Genomic DNA, 17079 nt, shown 5'->3' with positions numbered 1-17079 from the left:
AGCGGCGGTTTGGCAGAGGGGAAATGCCGGCCCGGCCTTACTGCTGGGGATAGTACTGCTTGAGCAGCTCCACGGCTTTCTGGGCCCGGGTCTGGTCGCCGACCTCCTGGGCCGCGCGGTACACGCTCTGCAGCGCCATCAGGCTGGTCTGCACTTCCAGGTCGAACAGGGCGCTGCTGTGGGTGCTGTAGTAGGCCAACGACTGCTGGGCGCGGTTGGTCATGGTGTCCATGATCTGGTTGGCGCGGGCCTTGTCGCCGACGGCCACCAGCGGCACCACAAACTGCGGGATGTAGTAGTCGTAGGGAATAGCCTTGTCGGGCATCACGCTAAAGGCCTTTTCCATCACCTGCTTGGCTTTGGCCTTGTTGCCCTCGGCCAGGTAAGTGTCGGTGAGGCGGGAAAACTGCCGGCGGTAGTTGCCGGGGAAGCGCAGGTTGTTTTCGTCGTAAAAAATGTCGGCCCGGTCCAGGTTGCGGTAGGCGAACTTGTTCATCAGGTTGTCATACATGATGTCCTTGGCCACGTAGCCGTCGTCCTGGCTGCGCGGGTCGTAGTTCGGGTCGCGGGCGGGCAGGATCCGGTAGGCCATGCCTTCGAGCTGGAAGTAGGGCTGCAGGTTCATGTAGTCGTCGGAGTTGACGGTGCTGGAGAAGTAGATCGGGCGCTTCCAGTTGTTGGTAGCCAGCATATCCAGAATCACCAGGTTTTTCTTCTCAATGGCGCCCTTGCCCATGTCCCACTCCATGCGGGTCACGACCTGCTTGCGGCGGTCCTTCGGGATGATGTTCAGGGCCAGCACCGCGGCCGTATCCACGGGCAGGTAAAACTTGTTGGTGGGAAAGGACAGCATGGAGCGGCCGCTCTGGGTCTGCACCTGCAGCAGCTCACTGTTCTGATCCACGAGCTGAATAAACTCCTTCAGGTTGACTTCCTGCACCGCCGGATTGGCCACGTAGGGCAGGTAGTCGTTGGTGCCCTGGGCGTAGTCGTCGGAGCTCATCGAAATCGGCAGCGGCGCCGATTTGTAGGAGTCGCGCTTCATCTGGTTGATGTACCAGTCGGTGTTCAGGTAGCTGAGCACGGCCACGCGCACGTCGGTGCGGATGCCCTCCACCTCCTGGGCGTACCAGAGCGGGAAGGTGTCGTTGTCGCCGTTGGTAAACAGGATGGCGTTCGGGGCGCAGGAGTTGAGCAGGTTCTTGGCCGAGTCCACCGAGTTGTAGCGGTCGGAGCGGTCGTGGTCGTCCCAGCCCTGGGCTACCATCAGCGCGGGAGCCAGCAGGCCCAGGGCGGTGGCGGCCACGGCGCGGGCGGTGTCGGCTTTCAGAATAGTGCGCAGCAGATCGGCCAGGCCCAGTACGCCCAGGCCAATCCAGATGGCAAAGGCGTAGGTGCCGCCGGTGAAGGTGTAGTCCCGCTCCCGGGGCTCGATGGGCGGCTGATTGAGGTAGATGACGATGGCCAGACCCGTAAACAGGAACAGCAGGCCGACCACCAAGGCATTGCGGCCGTCGCGGCGGGCCTGATAAAACAGGCCCAGCAGGCCCATCAGCAGCGGAATGGCGAAGAAGTTGTTGCGGGCGGGGCTGTCGGCAATGCGCTCGGGCAGCCCGGCGCTGCCGCCGCTCCAGGGCCACACCACGCCGGCCTGCTGGATGTCACTTTCGCGGCCCACGTAGTTCCACAGGAAGTAGCGCCAGTACATGTGGCCGATCTGGTATTTGAGCAGGAAGCCCAGGTTCTGGCCCATCGTCGGCTTTACGCCTTCCTGGACGTCCACCCACTTCTTGTAGTTGTAGACGTGGTTCGGGTCGGGGCTGTAGATGCGGGGCAGCAGCATCTTGTCGGCGGCGTCATAGATGGTTTCGAGGCGGTACTCGGCTACCACGTACTTGTCGCCCTTACGCACGTAGCGGGGCGCGCCGTCCTTCTGGTCGACGGGCTGGGCGTTGAACTGCGGGCCGTAGAGCAGGGGCCGGTCGCCGTACTGCTCCCGCTTCAGGTAGCTCACAAACGACAGCACATCCTCGGGGTTGTTTTCGTTGATGGTGGGGTGGTAGGAGCTGCGAATCGGGACAATCAGGTAGGAGGAGTAGCCGATCAGAATAAACACGAAGCACAGCATGGCCGTGTTCACCAGGCGGTTCTGGGTGCGGAAGGAGTAGCGGAAGCCAAACCAGATCAGGGCCACGAACAGCAGCAGGAAAATCACCAGGCCGAAGTTGAAGGGCAGGCCCACCGCATTGACGAAGAACACCTCGAAGCCGCCGGCCAGCGTGGGCAGGCCGGGAATGATGCCGGCCAGGATTAGGCCCACAATCACGCTGCTGATAACCAGCGTCAGGATACCGCCCCCCATGGTGGGGTTGGCGTGGCGGCGGTAGTAGTAAATGAAGCCCAGGGCCGGAATAGCCAGCAGGTTGAGCAAGTGGACGCCGATGCTGAGGCCCACAACGAGGGCAATCAGAATCAGCCATTTGTCGGAGTCGGGCTCGTCGGCGCGGTTTTCCCACTTCATCATAATCCAGACCACGGCCGCCGTGCCCAGGGCCGACATGGCGTACACCTCGGCCTCCACGGCGTTAAACCAGAACGAGTCGGAGAAGGCGAAGGCCAGCGCCCCGACGGCGCCGGCGCCCAGAATCAGCAGCGTTTCGCCGGAAGTGGGCTCCGCCAGCCGGTCGTTCTGCATACCGGGGCGCTGCAGCACCAGCTTTTTGGCCAGCATGGTGATGGTCCAGAACAGAAACAGTACCGTAAACGAACTGCTCAGGGCCGACAGCGTATTCACCAGTACCGACACCTTGGTCGGGTCGCCGAAGGAAAAAAGCGAAAACAGGCGGCCGAGCAGCAAAAACGTCGGGGCGCCGGGAGGGTGGGGCACCAGCAGCTTGTAGGAGCAGGCAATGAACTCGCCACAGTCCCAGAAGGAGGCCGTGGGTTCCAGCGTAAGCAGATAGGTGATGGTGGCAACGGCAAAAACCAGCCAGCCGACCAGATTATTCAGGCTTTTGTAACTACGCATACGTTGCTTGGAGTAGGGGCGGGAAACAGTCCCACCCACCGATACCCGACGGGGTTAGTCAGAAAATGAGAATCAGAGAAGAGCCAAAAGTAGGCAATAAATCCGGCCGTGCCGCACCCGTTCCAACGGAGAAATCCGGCATCCTTGTGCACAGGACACGAAAAAAGCAGCCGGGATGCGCGGCTGCTTTTTTGGGGCTAAACCTGAAGAAGGCGACGGGTCAGTTCTGCAGTACCAGCCGTTTGGTGGTCACTACCTTGTCGCCAGCCAGCAGGCTGTAGAAGTAAATGCCGGCGGGCAGATCCGACAGGTCGATGGGCAGACCGGCGCTGAGCAGCTCGGGCTGCAGAGCCACGGTGCGCACCTCCCGGCCGATAATGTTGCTCAGACGCAGCTTGTAGTCGGAGCCGACTTTCTGGGCCTGGGGCAGCGAAACCGTAACCATACCCCGGCTGGGGTTAGGAAACACGCTCAGCGTAGGCGTGGCGGGCCGGGCTTCGGTGGCCGGCGTCACGTTGCTGACGGTGATAATGCCATACTGGCCGAAGCCGGGGCCGCCGTGGGCCGTGCAGTGGTAAGGGTAAGTGCCCAGCGGCAGGTTGGCAATGATTTTGGTCCGGTTGGCCGAGTTCATCGGAAAGGTCACCCAAGCCCCGTTATCCGAAGCGGTAGGGTGGCTGGTCTGCCCCACGTACTGGAATATGACCCGGTCGGTGGGTCTGATGGTCAAAAACTGCTGTTCATAGAAATTGTCACCCACCTGCACAGTGTAGTCAGTGGCAAAGGCGGTGAACTGGATGAGCACCAGCGCCCACACTATCAGAAAACGAGTAGAGATTTTCATGGCATTCAGTCATTGTAAAAGCCGCCGGATCGGCAGCCTGGGTTAGCGGAACGGATTTTCTGGCGGGCCAGCAACCAAATGGGCTGTTTTAGGCAGTTATGGGTAAGCTAGACAAGCACCGTGCCTGAAACGGGCACCCGAAATCACCCTACAGATGGCCAATCAGACCAGCAGGTTGCGTGGAAGTTTAACCAGCAACCCGGGCCGCCGGGTTATGTTATCCTACTCGACCCGGGCGGCCCAAAGGTTGCTGCCGTCAAGGAAAATATTCCTCTCAGTGAATATAGCGGATTTCTTGGAGTCCGAAGGAGCGAAGCTGCCCGTTGATTTCCACGGCCAGCCGGCCGGTTTCGTCGATGCCCACAATCTGCCCTGTCACCTGCTGCCCTCCTACCTCGTACGGGTGGCGCTCCTGGTAGCGGTACAGTGCCTGCAGATAGTCGTAGCGGAGTTGGGACACGCGGCCGGCCCGCAGCTGCAGGTAGCGCCGCTCCAGGCACTCAAGCAGGCGGGCTGCCTGTGGGGGCAGCGCGTAGGAGCGGCCGGTCAGCCCGGCCAGGGAAGTAGCGGTGGGCGCGCCAAATTCCCGCTGATTGACGTTTAGCCCGATACCAACAATAGTATATTGAATCTTCGCGCCGCTGAGCGTGTTTTCGATCAGGATTCCTCCCAGCTTCTGGCTGCCGTAGAAAATGTCGTTGGGCCACTTCACCCGCAGGGCTGCGTCGGGCCCCAGCAGGGTCTGTACCCAGTCGAGCACGCCCAGGGCCACGGCCTGGCTGAGCTGAAACTGCTCGGTGGCGGCCAGAAAGGAAGGCTTCCAGATAACCGACAGCGTCAGGTTCTCGCCGGGCGCCGCTTCCCAACCGTTGCCGCGTTGCCCCCGGCCAGCCGTCTGTTTGTCGGTTATGACGGTGCAGCCGTCGGTGGCGCTGTTTTTGAGAATAAGGGCCTGGGCCTCGGCATTTGTCGAGGCACATTCGGGTAACCAGATGATTTGCTGGCCCGTGAAGAGCGTTTGGGGGGATAGTGCCTCCACGTGTTTTTCTTACTTTGTGACTTCAAACCTAACAATACCCTATGAAAAGTACCCTGGTACGGCAGGATTCAGACAGATTGGCAGACATCGTAGTGCGGGGCATGCAGGAAAAAAAGGCTGCCGATATCGTAGTACTCAATCTGAAGGATCTCAAAAACGCGGTGGCTGATTATTTTGTCATCTGCTCCGCGTCTTCCGATACGCAAATCGACGCCATTGCGCGCTCAGTGGAAGAAGAAGTAGAAAAGCTCACCGGCCAAAGCCCGTGGCAAACCGAAGGCCGTATGCACCGCGAATGGGTGCTGCTCGACTACGTGGACGTAGTGGTACACGTTTTCCTGCGCGACCGGCGCCAGTTCTACGCTCTCGAAGAGCTGTGGGGCGACGCGGAAATCAGCTACATCACGGAGGAAACGGCAGCCGTTTAAAGTAAAACGGGCCGGAGTTCGTTTTAACAATTACGTGGGCGGCGTGTTCCGCCTTTGTTCTTCGTTTAGTAACTCTTTTACATGCCAGATATAACGCCCAAAAAGAAGAAGCCCATGCTGCCCTCGCCCGCTCCGCGGCCGAGCATGCAGATGTGGGTGCTGTTCGGGCTGGTAGTGTTCATCTTCGGGATGCTCTTCCTCAACCGCAGCAATTCTAACATTGACATCAACCAGCAGCGCTTCAAGCAGATGCTGGTGGCCGGGGACGTGCGCGACGTGACGCTCGTCAATGACCGGCTGGTAGAAGTAACGCTCAAGCCCGAAGCCGCCAAAACGCAGAAGTATAGCCCCGAGCTGGGCCGTCGGGGCCCGCTGGCTATCGACGCCGGCCCGCAGTACAGCTTCCGCGTCGTCGACGGCAAGGTGTTCAAGGAGGATCTGGACAAGATGCAGGCTACGCTGCCCGAAGCGCAGCAGGTCGGCCTCAACATCGACTCCCGCCAGGGCTACGGGGACCTGATCGGCACCTGGGGCTTCATGATCCTGGTGATGGTGGGCTTCTGGTTCCTGCTGCGCCGCATGAGTGGCGGCGCCGGTGGCCCCGGCGGCCAGATTTTCAACATCGGCAAAAGCCGCGCGGCCCTCTTCGAAGGGGGCGACAAAGTGAAAATCACCTTCAAGGACGTTGCCGGCCTGGAAGAAGCCAAAGAGGAAGTGGAGGAAATCGTGGAGTTCCTGAAGAACCCCTCGAAGTTCACCGTCCTGGGTGGCAAGATTCCGAAAGGCGCTTTGCTGGTTGGTCCTCCCGGTACGGGCAAGACCCTGATGGCTAAAGCCGTAGCCGGCGAGGCCGACGTGCCGTTCTTCTCCCTGTCGGGCTCCGACTTCGTGGAAATGTTCGTGGGCGTGGGGGCCGCCCGGGTACGGGACTTGTTTAAGCAAGCCAAAGCCAAGGCGCCCTGCATCATCTTCATCGACGAAATTGACGCCATTGGCCGTAGCCGTAGCCGCGGCAACGTACCCGGCGGCAATGATGAGCGCGAAAACACGCTCAACTCTCTGCTGGTGGAAATGGATGGCTTCGGTACCGACTCCGGGGTAATTATCCTGGCCGCTACCAACCGCCCCGACACCCTGGACTCGGCGCTGCTGCGTCCCGGCCGCTTCGACCGGCAGATCAGCATCGACAAGCCCGACATCAACGGCCGCACCCAGATTTTCGAGGTGCACCTGAAGCCGCTAACCCTGGGCCCCGACGTGGATGCCCGCAAGCTGGCTGCCCAGACGCCCGGTTTTGCCGGCGCCGAAATTGCCAACGTCTGCAATGAAGCCGCCCTGATTGCCGCCCGCCGCGACAAGAAGATGGTGACGATGCAGGACTTTACCGACGCCGTAGACCGCGTCATCGGCGGCTTGGAGAAGAAGAACAAAATCATTTCCCCCGGCGAAAAGCGTATTGTGGCCTACCACGAAGCCGGCCACGCCATTGCCGGCTGGTTCCTGGAGCACGCCGACCCGCTGGTGAAGGTGAGCATTGTACCCCGTGGGGTAGCGGCCTTGGGCTACGCTCAGTACCTGCCCCGGGAACAGTTCCTGTACAACACCGAGCAGCTGACCGACGAGATGTGCATGGCCCTCGGGGGCCGGGCCGCCGAGGAGCTGGTGTTCGGTAAGATTTCGACCGGCGCCCTGTCCGACCTGGAGCGCATCACCAAGATGGCCTACTCCATCGTGACGATGTACGGCATGAACGACAAGCTGGGCAACATCTCGTTTTACGACTCGAAAGGGCAGAATGAGTACGGCTTCTCCAAGCCGTATTCGGAAGCTACCTCGCAGATGATTGACGAGGAAGTGCGCACCATCGTGGCCAACGCCTACACCCGGACCAAGGAGCTGCTGACCGAGCGCCGCCACGAGCTGGAGGTAATTGCCAAGGAGCTGCTGGAAAAAGAAGTGCTGCTGCAGGAAGACCTCACCCGCCTCGTGGGTAAGCGTCCGTATGACACCCAGACTTCCTATCAGGCCCACATGGCCGGCACCGACCGCAGTGAGACACTCAGCGAGCTGAAGCAGGAGCACCCCGTGCCCCTGAGCAACGACCTGCCCGAAAACAACCTGCCCGGAATGGGTGATGGTAATGCTGGTTCGGACCGCTCGGATGTGCCTTACGGCAACGCCGCCGCGCCGATCAGCTAAGCGGAAACATAGTAAGTAATGAAAAGCCAGCCCCTGCGGCTGGCTTTTTTGCGTTCGGGCCATCCGGTCACCCAAAGCCAGGGGCCACCATTTTTGGCGGCAATGAACCCGGCTTGGCAGCGTTGAGTAGCTAGTGCGGCCCATTACCTTATCTTTGCCCGTATGGCCGAATCCTCCCGCGACCTTATTCTGCGCCGCATCCGCGAAGCCCTGCAGCAGCCGGCTCCGCAGCCGGCGGCCCCCGATTTTACGGCGCCCGTATTTCCGGCGGCCATCGGGGATCTGGCCGTCACGTTTGCCGAGAGCTTCGTGCGCAGTGGCGGATTGTTTTACTACTGTGCCTCCCGCGAACACCTCTACGAGCAGCTTTTTACCTACAAAAAGGAGAAGAGCCTCGACAACCTGTTCGTGTGGGAGCCGGAGCTCAAAAAGCTGCTGCACGCCGGCGGCATTGGCTTCATCGGCGACGAAACCGACTGGATTGCCAAAGCCGACGCTGGTCTGACCACCTGCGAGGCGCTGGTGGCCCGTACCGGCAGCGTGCTGGTCAGTGCCGGCAGCTCCAGCGGGCGGCGCCTGAGTATCTACCCCGACCAGCACCTGGTACTGGCCCGCACCTCCCAGATTGTGCCTGACATCGGCGACGCCCTGCGCGGGGTGCAGCAGTACTACGGCGACAAGCTGCCCTCCATGATTTCTTTGACCACCGGCCCGAGCCGGACGGCGGATATTGAGAAAACGCTGGTGCTCGGCGCCCACGGCCCGCGCAGCATCGTGTTGTTTTTACTGGATGACGAAGACGCTCCCCAAGCAACTGCCTGACCTCGCCCTGCCACCCGGCCGCCAGGTATATTTTGCGTCTGACTTTCACCTCGGCGCCCCCGACGTGGCCCGCTCGGCTGAGCGGGAGCGGAAAATCGTGCGCTGGCTCGACCAGATTGCCCCCGATGCTGCCGCCGTATACCTGGTCGGCGACATCTTCGACTTCTGGTTTGAGTACAAGCACGCCATTCCCCGCGGCTTCGTGCGCCTGCAGGGCAAGCTGGCCGAGCTGACCGACGCGGGCATTCCGGTCAGCTTTTTCACCGGCAACCACGACATGTGGATGTTCGACTACTTCACCAAAGAGCTGGGCATTCCGATTCTGCGCGAGCCGGTCAGTCAGCGCATCGGCGAGCAGCTATTTCACCTCGGGCACGGCGACGGGCTGGGGCCGAAAGACTACACGTACAAGGTGCTCAAGCAGATTTTTGCCTCCCCGGTGGCCCAGTGGCTGTTTGCCCGCCTGCACCCCAACTTCGGCATCGGGCTGGCCAACGCCTGGAGTCGCCGCAGCCGTATTCAGAACTCGGCCTCGGATGAGCAGTATTTCGGCGACGACGAATGGCTGCTGGTCTACTGCCGGGAGCTGGAGCTACGCCAGCACCACGATTTCTACGTGTTCGGGCACCGCCACCTGCCGCTCGATGTGGAAGTGGCGCCGGGCAGCCGCTACCTGAACCTGGGCGAGTGGGTCAATTATTGTTCCTACGCCGTATACAATGGACATGATCTGGCCTTGCGGCACTTTGAGCAGCAGTAGAGTTGAGAGCGTAGAGCTCAGAACTCAGAACGTAAAGCGCGGACTGCCGGGCCGGGGGCTGCGGCTTCTGTTATTCTCAGTGCTGCTATCTAACTTTTCAGTTCTGAAGTCTCACGCCCAGACCACTGTGCCCGCCGCGGCCTCGGTGGCGCCGGCCTCCAAAGCCGCCCCGGTTTCGACCACGCCCGTGGCGGCCACCGAGCCCAAGACGGCCACGGTGCCCGATGCCAACGGCTGGACGCTGGTGCGCACCATTGCCCTGAACAAGCCCGGCGCCGCCTCCGTGGACCGCCGCGGCAACCTCTACGTAGCCGATGCCCAGGACAACATTCACCAGTACGGCGCCGACGGGCAGGCGCTGAACGTGTACTCGCCGCCTCAGCCGGGCCACACGGCCCAGATTGAAGCCTGGAACACCTCCAAGATCCTGGTTTTCTACGATGACCGCCAGCAGGTGCTGCTGCTCGACCGGTTTATGGCGCCCATTACCCAGGTGCGCCTCACCGACTTCCTCGACGGCCAGATCCGCACTGCCACGCTGGCTCCCGACGACCGGCTCTGGCTCTTCAACGAAAGTGACCTGACCTTGCGCCAGTTCGACCCCTCGCCCCAGCGCCTGACCCTGAGCACCCCCCTCGACCTGATTATTGGCCGCTCCAAGCCCGATTTTCGATTCCTGCGCCAGTACCAGAATAACCTCTACCTGCTCGACCGCACCAGCGGCGTGTTCGTATTCGATAATCTGGGTAACTACCGCAAAAAGCTTCCCTTCCTCGGCTTGAGCACCCTGGGCTTCCGTGATGATGAGCTGTACTACCTAACGGAAAACACGGTCCACTTTTTCCACCTCTACAACTTCACCGAGCGCACCCTGCTCGTCTACGTCCCCCAGGTGCAGCAGGTCCTGTTCGGCGAGCAGTACGCCTACGTCCTGACGCCGGCCAGCATCCTCGTCTACAAGCTGTAGCGGTCCAACGTCAGCATGATGAGTCCCCTGCCTTGCGTGCTTCCGGGTGGAAGCGGCTCTTTTTAGGGGAACTGCCGCCAGCCGGGTGCTGGAAGCACATCGGCAAGCTGCTAGAGCGTTTCTCAGGTTAGTGTACGTGGTAGCCACAGTGTNAGGCGACGTGCTGGTGCTCGACAACCTGCCCGTGCATCACCTCACGGGGCTGCGCGAGTGGCTGGCCAAGCGGGGCGTGGAGCTCGTGTTCCTGCCGCCCTACTCGGCCTTCTTATAGCAGCGGGGGAGTAAAATTACTGTAAGCGGTTACGAGGCAGGTTCAGAAATCCACAACTTGTTGACCTGCTGCAAAATGTAACTTCCATAACGTAGACAGGCCAAAATCACGGTTCAGAAAGACGGTTCAAAAACAAATCGTCATTCAGGTTATTGAACCCAACTTTTTGAACCTAATTCAACTTATTTTCTGGGATATATTTTATTTCTGGCTCAGAATAGTTCTATTATCAACTGGTAAAACCCTTACAGTAATTTTATTCCCCCGCTGCTATAAGACGCCCTACTCGCCCGACTTCACCCCCATCGAACAGGCCTGGAGCAAGCTTAAAACCAAGCTGCGCGCCAGCGCGGCCCGCTCCTACGACGCGCTGAAAGAGGGACTGCAAGAGGCCATCGACTGGATTACCAGCCAGAATGCCAGCAATTGGTTCGATCACTGCGGCTACCATACACAGACCACTTAACCACTGGCCACACCGTTCACGAATCCGCTATAACACCCAAAAATGGGATTACGGGGGATAAGTTGCTACAATAAAAAAACAGCATTAATTAGTATAAAAAATAACTACGGTTATCGTTTTTATACTAATTAATGCTGTTTAGAGCAGGACGTCTGTTTCCTTTATTATCCTTTATGTATTACTTTTTGCACAGGCCAGAAAGTGGCACGGGACCAGCCGGCTGATCTATCTAAAAACCGCCTCTGAGACATGCTAGGGAATATTAGCATGCCTGTTTGACTTTTAGATGGCCTTAACGGCTGCCTCATGCAGGAGGCACAAAAAGCCCCTGAATAATTGCTTGCTCATTTGGCCCGGATCCCGAAAAAAGGCAATTCAGCCGCTACTTGGTAGCTACTCCCCTACCCCTTTCCTGGAGTCCAGCCAACAAGACTACTTAAGCACCGGATACAGGCCGGGGAACTCGGTTTTGAGCAGGTTTGTAGCCACCCCTCCTAAGTTATCGAATACCTTATTGCCCGCCTCAAAATCGCGCAACAGCGGGTGACTTACTTTCATGAGCCGGGCAATCTTAGCTTCGTCATCCTCCATAAAATCGAGCACGTGCTGGATCTGAGCCGCGGTCATCTTCAGCTTCTGCAGGCGAGTAACAATGCGCTGGTGCAGGGTCGGCAGCTCGGCCATCAGCGGCAAGCTCATCTGCTTCTCGGCGGATCGGGTTTTACTGGTAATCCTCCCAGGCGCCGGCAAAAGCTGATTCTCGCCGTCCAGGCGGGCTAGGGGCTTGGGAATGGAGAAGCGTACTGCCCGCACCTTTTTACCCTCCTTCAACGCGTCGTAGGTGACCATCCAGCCCAGGGAGTGCAACTCGCGCAGGGCTGGCTCCAGCACGTAGCGCTTAAAATCGTAGAACAGGGTATACGTAACATCATTGTCGTCGCCCAGCACCTGCTTGCGCAGCGTATCAAAGTCGACTTCCCAGAGCCCCACGTCATCCCACGACTTGAGCAGCCAGTACAGGCGATGAGCATGAGCGGACTTAAGCGTGAGCAGGGTCTCAATCTCGACGTGCGTATACTGCTCAGCCAGCTGCAGCAGGAAGGGCTTGATCTCAGGAGCGAAATTGCCGGTCAGGAAGCCCGTGCCCTCGTTCAGGTCGATATAGCTGATGATGGAGTAGGCCGTAAAGCGCTTCTTGTTACCGGTCTGCGACTCAATGCTCACTACTTTTGACATCAGGCTCTTGCAGGCATCACGGATGGTTTCGTAGACGCTACCTCCCTTCTTCTGAGTCATCACCCGATTTAACGGAATCGAAATTCCCGGCAGCTCAGTCTGGTCCTGGTGGATGCAGCCCAGGGCCAGGGCAAATATGCGGGCCTCCACGTGAGTGAGCTTCAGCGGAGCCCGCACCAGCGCATTAGCCTGGTAGGCACGGGGGTAAAGCGGGGGGGCGGCAGCAGGCACCATGGGCAGCAGAGACAGAAAAGGTAGGAGTTCACGAAGATATACGGATCAGCGTGAAAACCTATATTTCTTCACGTAAAAGAATCCAGGGTGCCATTTTTCACGCAAAAGGGTCAGGTTACGGGAGTGCCGTTTTTCACGCAGGAGGGGCAGTAGCCTTTCTACTGGGAGTGCCACTTTTCACGTAGATTCCCACCCAGGGCAGAGTGCCATTTTTCACGTAGTTGGTGCCATTCTTCACGCAGTGGTGCCATTTTTCACGCAGATGAGTGCCCTTCTTCACGTAGTTGGTGCCATTTTTCACGCTGCAGAGTGCCATTCTTCACGCTGCAGAGTGCCATTCTTCACGTAGATATCGCTTGCTATCAACTTATAATCAACAAGTTATGGACCCCTGAATATAGAATAGTAAAGAATAGCTTAAGAAGACAGAAGAGTTTCGGCTTTTTTTTTAAAAAATCTGGAGTGGGAAAAAGCGAGTGGCTGGCCTGTTGACCAGAGCAATAGCTTTTAAAGGGTTGAAAAGACAGTAGTTGCGGCGCGAACGAAGCGGGAAAATATGCGGTGCGGACGATATAATCTCGCCGGGCATCTGCGTGAAAAATGGCACTCCCCCTTTCCCTACCGGTCTCCCGTTTCCTGACCGATCCGCATCTACGTGAAAAATGGCACCGCTGAACAGTTCTGCTCTGCGCGGGGAAGTCCCGTTCTCATCACCAACGGCCGGGCATGACGTCTTCAACGCCACTGCCACCAATAACCACCAGCTTCTGGCGCGGATTTGCTGCTCACTGCAGTTGATCCTTCCCTGGGCCCCCGGTAAACCACTTAGCTGGATTTCCCGGCACCTTCGGGATTGTTCCCTTCTACTCCTCCCCTCCCCTACTGCCTCAATGTCCGTAGCAGCAGCCCCTCTCGGGGCTGCTGCTACGGACATTGCACAAAACCTTCCCTTTATTTAGCTGGCGGCAGCTTACCTGCCTTCCGCAGGTGGGCATCGTAGTGCCGGTGGGCCGCTTCCAGGTAATTCTTGATGGTGGTAGGCGTATCCGGACCAGGAGTAGCCAGCAGCAGGCTCATCTTAATCTCCTGCACCACAGATTTAGCGATTTGGACCGTGTGCAGCGGCACTTCGGCTTCCGGAGCCGCTACCGCTGCCGTGACGGTCTTACGGCCCCGGATAGAGGCCCGTACGGGAGCGGCAGCTGGTACAGCCAGCTCGGAGGTCGCGGGCAGCGGCGCAGCAGCAATGGGGGCGGCCGCAGGAACTGAAGCGGCCGGAGCAGCTACTGAGGCTGGTGCCGCTACGGGCTCGACCGGCGCTGATGGCATGGGCGCCGTGCGGGTGGCCTCCCCTCCCATCCCGGCACGGGCCTCACGGCGAGCTTCTTCGGGGACTTCAATGCGGCGGCGCGGGGTGATTTGTGGTTTCTCGAAGCCCATTACTTAGCGGAGGTTGAGGTGGTGGATGCAGATGCGGCGGCCGAGCTGCGGCGGTCAGGCAGGCCCAGGCGCTCAATGAGCTCTTCGCAGACGCGGCGAATTTCGTCGCTGGTGTCCTTGGTGCCGCCGGCGTAGCGCGACCAAGCCGGATTAAGCAGGCTGTAGAGTGTCGAGGCCCGGGTATAAGCCTTGCGGTGGCCCAGGTAGGAGTTGAAGCGCGAGAGGCCCAGCCCGCCGATGTAGTCGTCCATCTCTTTCTCCTCCCGCTGCCCCGCCACGCGCTTGGTGGGCAGACCGTAGTACTGAAAGTCAATCTGAGCGTCGTCGGCCGCTTTCTTGATAGCCTCCAGGATGGTCATAAACTCGGCTGTGGAGGCCCGGTCCAGGTAATCCGACACCAGCGGCACGATGACCGCGTCGCAGGCTGTCAGAGCATTGAAAACGTCGTCGCCATCCGCCCGCCCGGGCATGTCGATGATGATCAGGTCGTAGTTATGCTCGGGGTTGTCGATGAAGTCGAAGATGCGGCTCAGCTGCCAGGGGTAGATAGCGTAGGGATACTCCGCGTCAGGATTGGTTTCGCGCAGCCGGGCAAAGTTGGTCGCGTCGACCTGTTCGCGGGTCTTCACGATGCTCTGCTGGTAGTCACAGTCCAGGACCGCGATGCGCAGTCCGTACTCAGTCGCCAGCGGGGCGGCGAGCACGAGAGCCAGCGTGGATTTTCCGGAGCCCCCCTTCTGGGTGGCAAAGCTTATAACCTTGGACATAGTCAGTGCGGGTTGAAGGCGTGAGCAGCTGCCAGTCACGAGGACCAGCAGGATACCAAGTCAAAAGTAACAAAAAACAGAAAAGCAGAAAAACATTTTTGTTGAAAATCATAAGTGTTTTTACTCAGAAATACGAAAAAGCTGATCTGTTATTAAGTACTTAAATAGAAAAATATTAAAACACTAAAACAGAAGTGGGTTCTTGTAGAACTGTGTGATTGCAGAATACCAATTCTGCAATCAGTACCAAGCCCTCTGCTCTTGTTACGAAAACAGAAATACAGAAAAACAGAAATGTATAAAAGCAGACTTAGCGCCTGGCGAAGCTAGTTTAGTAATTACAGAAATGCAGAACAACAGAAATGCATAACTGTGATTATGTCATCTGTGGCTAAGGAATATTCGATAGGGCACTTTAGGCAACAGAAAAGCAGAATTGCAGCAAGTGCTCTCCATTATAAACCCCCACCAATGAGCGGTATGCAGCTATCGGGGTAATGAAGATACATCAACGTAATGCTGTGCAGAAAACCAAGATGGCAGACTAATGCATGGTTAGCGGGTCAATCTGGAAGCTGCTAAACCAGGGAGAGATTGTGGGCAGCGGCTTCTGACACTGATGCAAAAAGCGGCGTACTAGCTTTGGACTAACTGCTTGCTAAGTGCAGAATAGTCTCAGCAAGAAGAACACCTGGCACAATTGATAACTTTAAGATATTTAGTCGATTACATATGATAAGAGCTGATTTATGGGCTATTTAAGCCTAAGTACCTGACTTAAAGTAACAAATATGGCCCGCAAGGCTGCTAAGCCTGGAGAAACCCTGATGCGCACTGAGCTACGCAAACGGGTAACCCTGGACAACAACGCTCACTGGAAAGCCGCTGCGGAAAGCCTCGGAAGCCGCTCGCAAAGATAGACCGGGTAAGTGGAGCAAAACATTTGAAAGCCGGGTAGGGCAGGCGCAGTAGGGGAGAAAACAGTAACCAATACGACGCCAGAATACCAGTGCCTGACCCCGATGTACGTCAAGCGTATCAACCTTAAGACTCGCGGAAAAGCCTCCTATACCACCACCGGCACCTGCGCGCAAATGCTCAACTACCTGCAGCACGAGGCGGTAGGGGAGGGGTAGGAAGCGGCCTTTTTCAGCGCTGCCCCCGATGAGTTGGACGCCGGGCAGCTAGTGCAATGCATTGCTGCCAATGTGGAGGACCCCCGGGCCACGGAGGCTAAGTCCTGCTTTTTGGTGCTAAGCCCAAGCGAGCAGGAGCTGGCTCACATCGGCAGCGGCCCCCGACAAGATCAGGGCCTACACCCGGGAAGTAATACGCCCCTACGCGCAGAACTTCTCCCAGCCTGGCGGCCGGCAGCTAGGCAGCCAGGATATCAAGTGGGGCGCCACCCTGCACTAGGATCGCACCCCCCGGGGCACCGGCCCTGAGGTAGTGGCCGGCCCGGCTAGGGCCGGGCAGAAGCGTGCGGGACTGCAGGCCCACGTATACACCACCGTGAGTGCCCGCGACGCGCAGCAGCAGATTACCCTCAACCCCGGCGGGCGCCGGCAGCGGTTTGACCTGATGCACTGGTAGGCAGCCGACGGGCGTTAGTTTGAGCAGCAGTTTAGCTACGTGCCCAGACCCACGAAAAGCTGCTGCCAAAGCAAGGGAAAGAGACACTACCCAAGACGCCGGTCGGCTGGCCAAGATTGCTGAGCGAGTCGCCCGCATAAACCTGCTGGTATCCCGGGTGCGGCGGCTGGCGGCAGAGCGGGTGGAGGGTATTCCCATGGCCCGGCAGTTTGACAAGGCCTTTTGCCGCATGCTAAGCCGGGTAAAGAAGCGGGCCCGCGGCAGCCGTCCCATCGACAACGCCGTGCAGTTGCTGACTACCGGCCGGGAACAGGCTTCCACTCTCCAACGCCAGGCGGCTACTGCGCTGCACGCGGTGCAGCACTCAATGCGCAGCACCCAGTTGGCGCAGAGCAAGCGCTTCGAGCATGTTGCGGAGAAACTATAGCGCCGTAGCGCCAAGCTGGACATTGAGATGTAGACCAGCCACCACGCTGCGGCCCGTTACTTAGAGCGTTTCTCAGGTTAGTGTACGTGGTAGCCACAGTGGCCAAACCAGTTTTTGGCATCCTGCTCGCTTATCCAGTCGGTAGCGGCTTGGATGACGCATTCCAGCGCCTCTCGGGTGCGGGCCTGGGCCGTGCGCAGCCAGGTTTTGAGCTTGCTGAAGGCCAACTCGATGGGGTTAAAATCGGGCGAGTAGGGCGGCAGGTACAGCAGGCGGGCTCCGCGGGCTGCGACGAGTTCGGCCAACCCGGCGACCTTGTGGGCCGGCAGCTTGTCGAGCACGACCACGTCGCCCGGCTCCAGCGTGGGCCCGAGCACCTGGCTCAGGTAGGCGGCAAAGACCTCGCCATTGACCGCCCCGCTTACGGTCATGGCCGCTTGCAGCCCGGTCGGGGTCAGGGCCGCCACCAGCGTCACGTTCGGCCCGCCGTGCAGCGGCGTGGCCTGATGAGCCCGCTGCCCGCCTTCGGCGCGGGCGTAGCGGCGGCAGTAGGTGAGA

Annotated in this window: 16 protein-coding genes and 2 pseudogenes; 10 read left to right on the top strand and 8 right to left on the bottom strand. The window is 59.0% G+C overall.

Going from position 1 to position 17079, the window contains the following annotated elements; all coding sequences use genetic code 11:
• Nucleotides 1-37: 37 nt before the first annotated feature.
• From ABD842_RS02390 to ABD842_RS02380, 3 genes are all read right to left on the bottom strand, one after another.
• Nucleotides 38-3028, bottom strand: coding sequence for a glycosyltransferase family 117 protein (locus tag ABD842_RS02390; RefSeq protein ID WP_345109534.1), 2991 nt, complete (start codon nt 3026-3028; stop codon nt 38-40).
• Nucleotides 3029-3248: 220 nt separating this feature from the next.
• Nucleotides 3249-3872, bottom strand: a complete 624-nt coding sequence (locus tag ABD842_RS02385; RefSeq protein WP_345109531.1) for a T9SS type A sorting domain-containing protein — start codon at nt 3870-3872, stop codon at nt 3249-3251.
• 274 nt (nt 3873-4146) lie between these two features.
• Entirely contained in the window at nt 4147-4911 is a 765-nt protein-coding gene (locus ABD842_RS02380; RefSeq protein WP_345109528.1) for a biotin--[acetyl-CoA-carboxylase] ligase, read from the bottom strand.
• 41 nt (nt 4912-4952) lie between these two features.
• Between ABD842_RS02380 and rsfS the strand changes: the two genes are divergently transcribed.
• The 7 genes from rsfS (at nt 4953) to ABD842_RS02345 (ending at nt 10824) form a co-directional block, all read left to right on the top strand.
• Entirely contained in the window at nt 4953-5339 is a 387-nt protein-coding gene (rsfS, locus tag ABD842_RS02375; protein ID WP_345109525.1) for a ribosome silencing factor, read from the top strand.
• Nucleotides 5340-5420: 81 nt separating this feature from the next.
• Nucleotides 5421-7538, top strand: coding sequence for an ATP-dependent zinc metalloprotease FtsH (gene ftsH, locus ABD842_RS02370; RefSeq protein WP_345109522.1), 2118 nt, complete (start codon nt 5421-5423; stop codon nt 7536-7538).
• 162 nt (nt 7539-7700) lie between these two features.
• On the top strand, nt 7701-8360 hold the full coding sequence (locus tag ABD842_RS02365) for a LutC/YkgG family protein (protein WP_345109519.1): 660 nt from the start codon (nt 7701-7703) through the stop codon (nt 8358-8360).
• Nucleotides 8329-9120, top strand: a complete 792-nt coding sequence (locus ABD842_RS02360; protein WP_345109516.1) for a UDP-2,3-diacylglucosamine diphosphatase — start codon at nt 8329-8331, stop codon at nt 9118-9120. Before ABD842_RS02365 ends, ABD842_RS02360 begins: the two co-directional genes overlap by 32 nt.
• A gap of 79 nt (nt 9121-9199) precedes the next feature.
• The gene (locus ABD842_RS02355; RefSeq protein ID WP_345109513.1) at nt 9200-10087 is read left to right on the top strand and encodes a hypothetical protein; all 888 of its coding nucleotides are present in this window, start codon (nt 9200-9202) and stop codon (nt 10085-10087) included.
• 46 nt (nt 10088-10133) lie between these two features.
• Nucleotides 10134-10358, top strand: a complete 225-nt coding sequence (locus ABD842_RS02350) for a transposase (protein ID WP_345109510.1) — start codon at nt 10134-10136, stop codon at nt 10356-10358.
• Between the two features lie 166 nt (nt 10359-10524).
• Nucleotides 10525-10824 carry a hypothetical protein gene (locus ABD842_RS02345; RefSeq protein WP_345109903.1) on the top strand — a complete coding sequence of 100 codons (300 nt, stop codon included), beginning with the start codon at nt 10525-10527 and terminating at the stop codon, nt 10822-10824.
• 432 nt (nt 10825-11256) lie between these two features.
• On the opposite strand, the gene ABD842_RS02340 is transcribed toward ABD842_RS02345, so the two are convergent.
• The 4 genes from ABD842_RS02340 to ABD842_RS02325 all read right to left on the bottom strand — a co-directional run bounded on the left by ABD842_RS02340 (nt 11257) and on the right by ABD842_RS02325 (nt 14501).
• Nucleotides 11257-12294 carry a replication initiation protein gene (locus ABD842_RS02340; protein WP_345109507.1) on the bottom strand — a complete coding sequence of 346 codons (1038 nt, stop codon included), beginning with the start codon at nt 12292-12294 and terminating at the stop codon, nt 11257-11259.
• Nucleotides 12295-12427: 133 nt separating this feature from the next.
• A complete protein-coding gene (locus ABD842_RS02335; RefSeq protein WP_345109504.1) occupies nt 12428-12610 on the bottom strand; it encodes a hypothetical protein in 183 nt (60 codons plus the stop codon).
• A 635-nt stretch (nt 12611-13245) separates the two neighbouring features.
• Complete coding sequence (locus tag ABD842_RS02330) at nt 13246-13734, bottom strand: hypothetical protein (protein WP_345109501.1); 489 nt, start codon at nt 13732-13734, stop codon at nt 13246-13248.
• Nucleotides 13734-14501, bottom strand: coding sequence for a ParA family protein (locus tag ABD842_RS02325; RefSeq protein WP_345109498.1), 768 nt, complete (start codon nt 14499-14501; stop codon nt 13734-13736). The genes ABD842_RS02330 and ABD842_RS02325 overlap by 1 nt, the downstream gene beginning before the upstream one ends.
• Nucleotides 14502-15652: 1151 nt before the next feature.
• Here ABD842_RS02325 and ABD842_RS21160 point away from each other — a divergent pair.
• The 3 genes and pseudogenes from ABD842_RS21160 to ABD842_RS02315 all read left to right on the top strand — a co-directional run.
• Nucleotides 15653-15787, top strand: a pseudogene (locus tag ABD842_RS21160) (hypothetical protein); the annotation flags it as partial.
• A 19-nt stretch (nt 15788-15806) separates the two neighbouring features.
• Nucleotides 15807-16094 (top strand): annotated as a pseudogene (locus ABD842_RS21155) (DUF5712 family protein).
• 196 nt (nt 16095-16290) lie between these two features.
• On the top strand, nt 16291-16521 hold the full coding sequence (locus ABD842_RS02315) for a hypothetical protein (RefSeq protein ID WP_345109495.1): 231 nt from the start codon (nt 16291-16293) through the stop codon (nt 16519-16521).
• 77 nt (nt 16522-16598) lie between these two features.
• On the opposite strand, the gene ABD842_RS02310 is transcribed toward ABD842_RS02315, so the two are convergent.
• A partial coding sequence (locus ABD842_RS02310; protein WP_425553138.1) for an IS630 family transposase occupies nt 16599-17079 on the bottom strand: 481 nt, incomplete at its 5' end.

Source organism: Hymenobacter algoricola (genome assembly GCF_039539525.1).
Classification (GTDB): domain Bacteria; phylum Bacteroidota; class Bacteroidia; order Cytophagales; family Hymenobacteraceae; genus Hymenobacter; species Hymenobacter algoricola.
The sequence above is the reverse complement of the archived record's forward strand: the minus strand, read 5'-3'. Positions and strand labels throughout refer to the sequence as shown.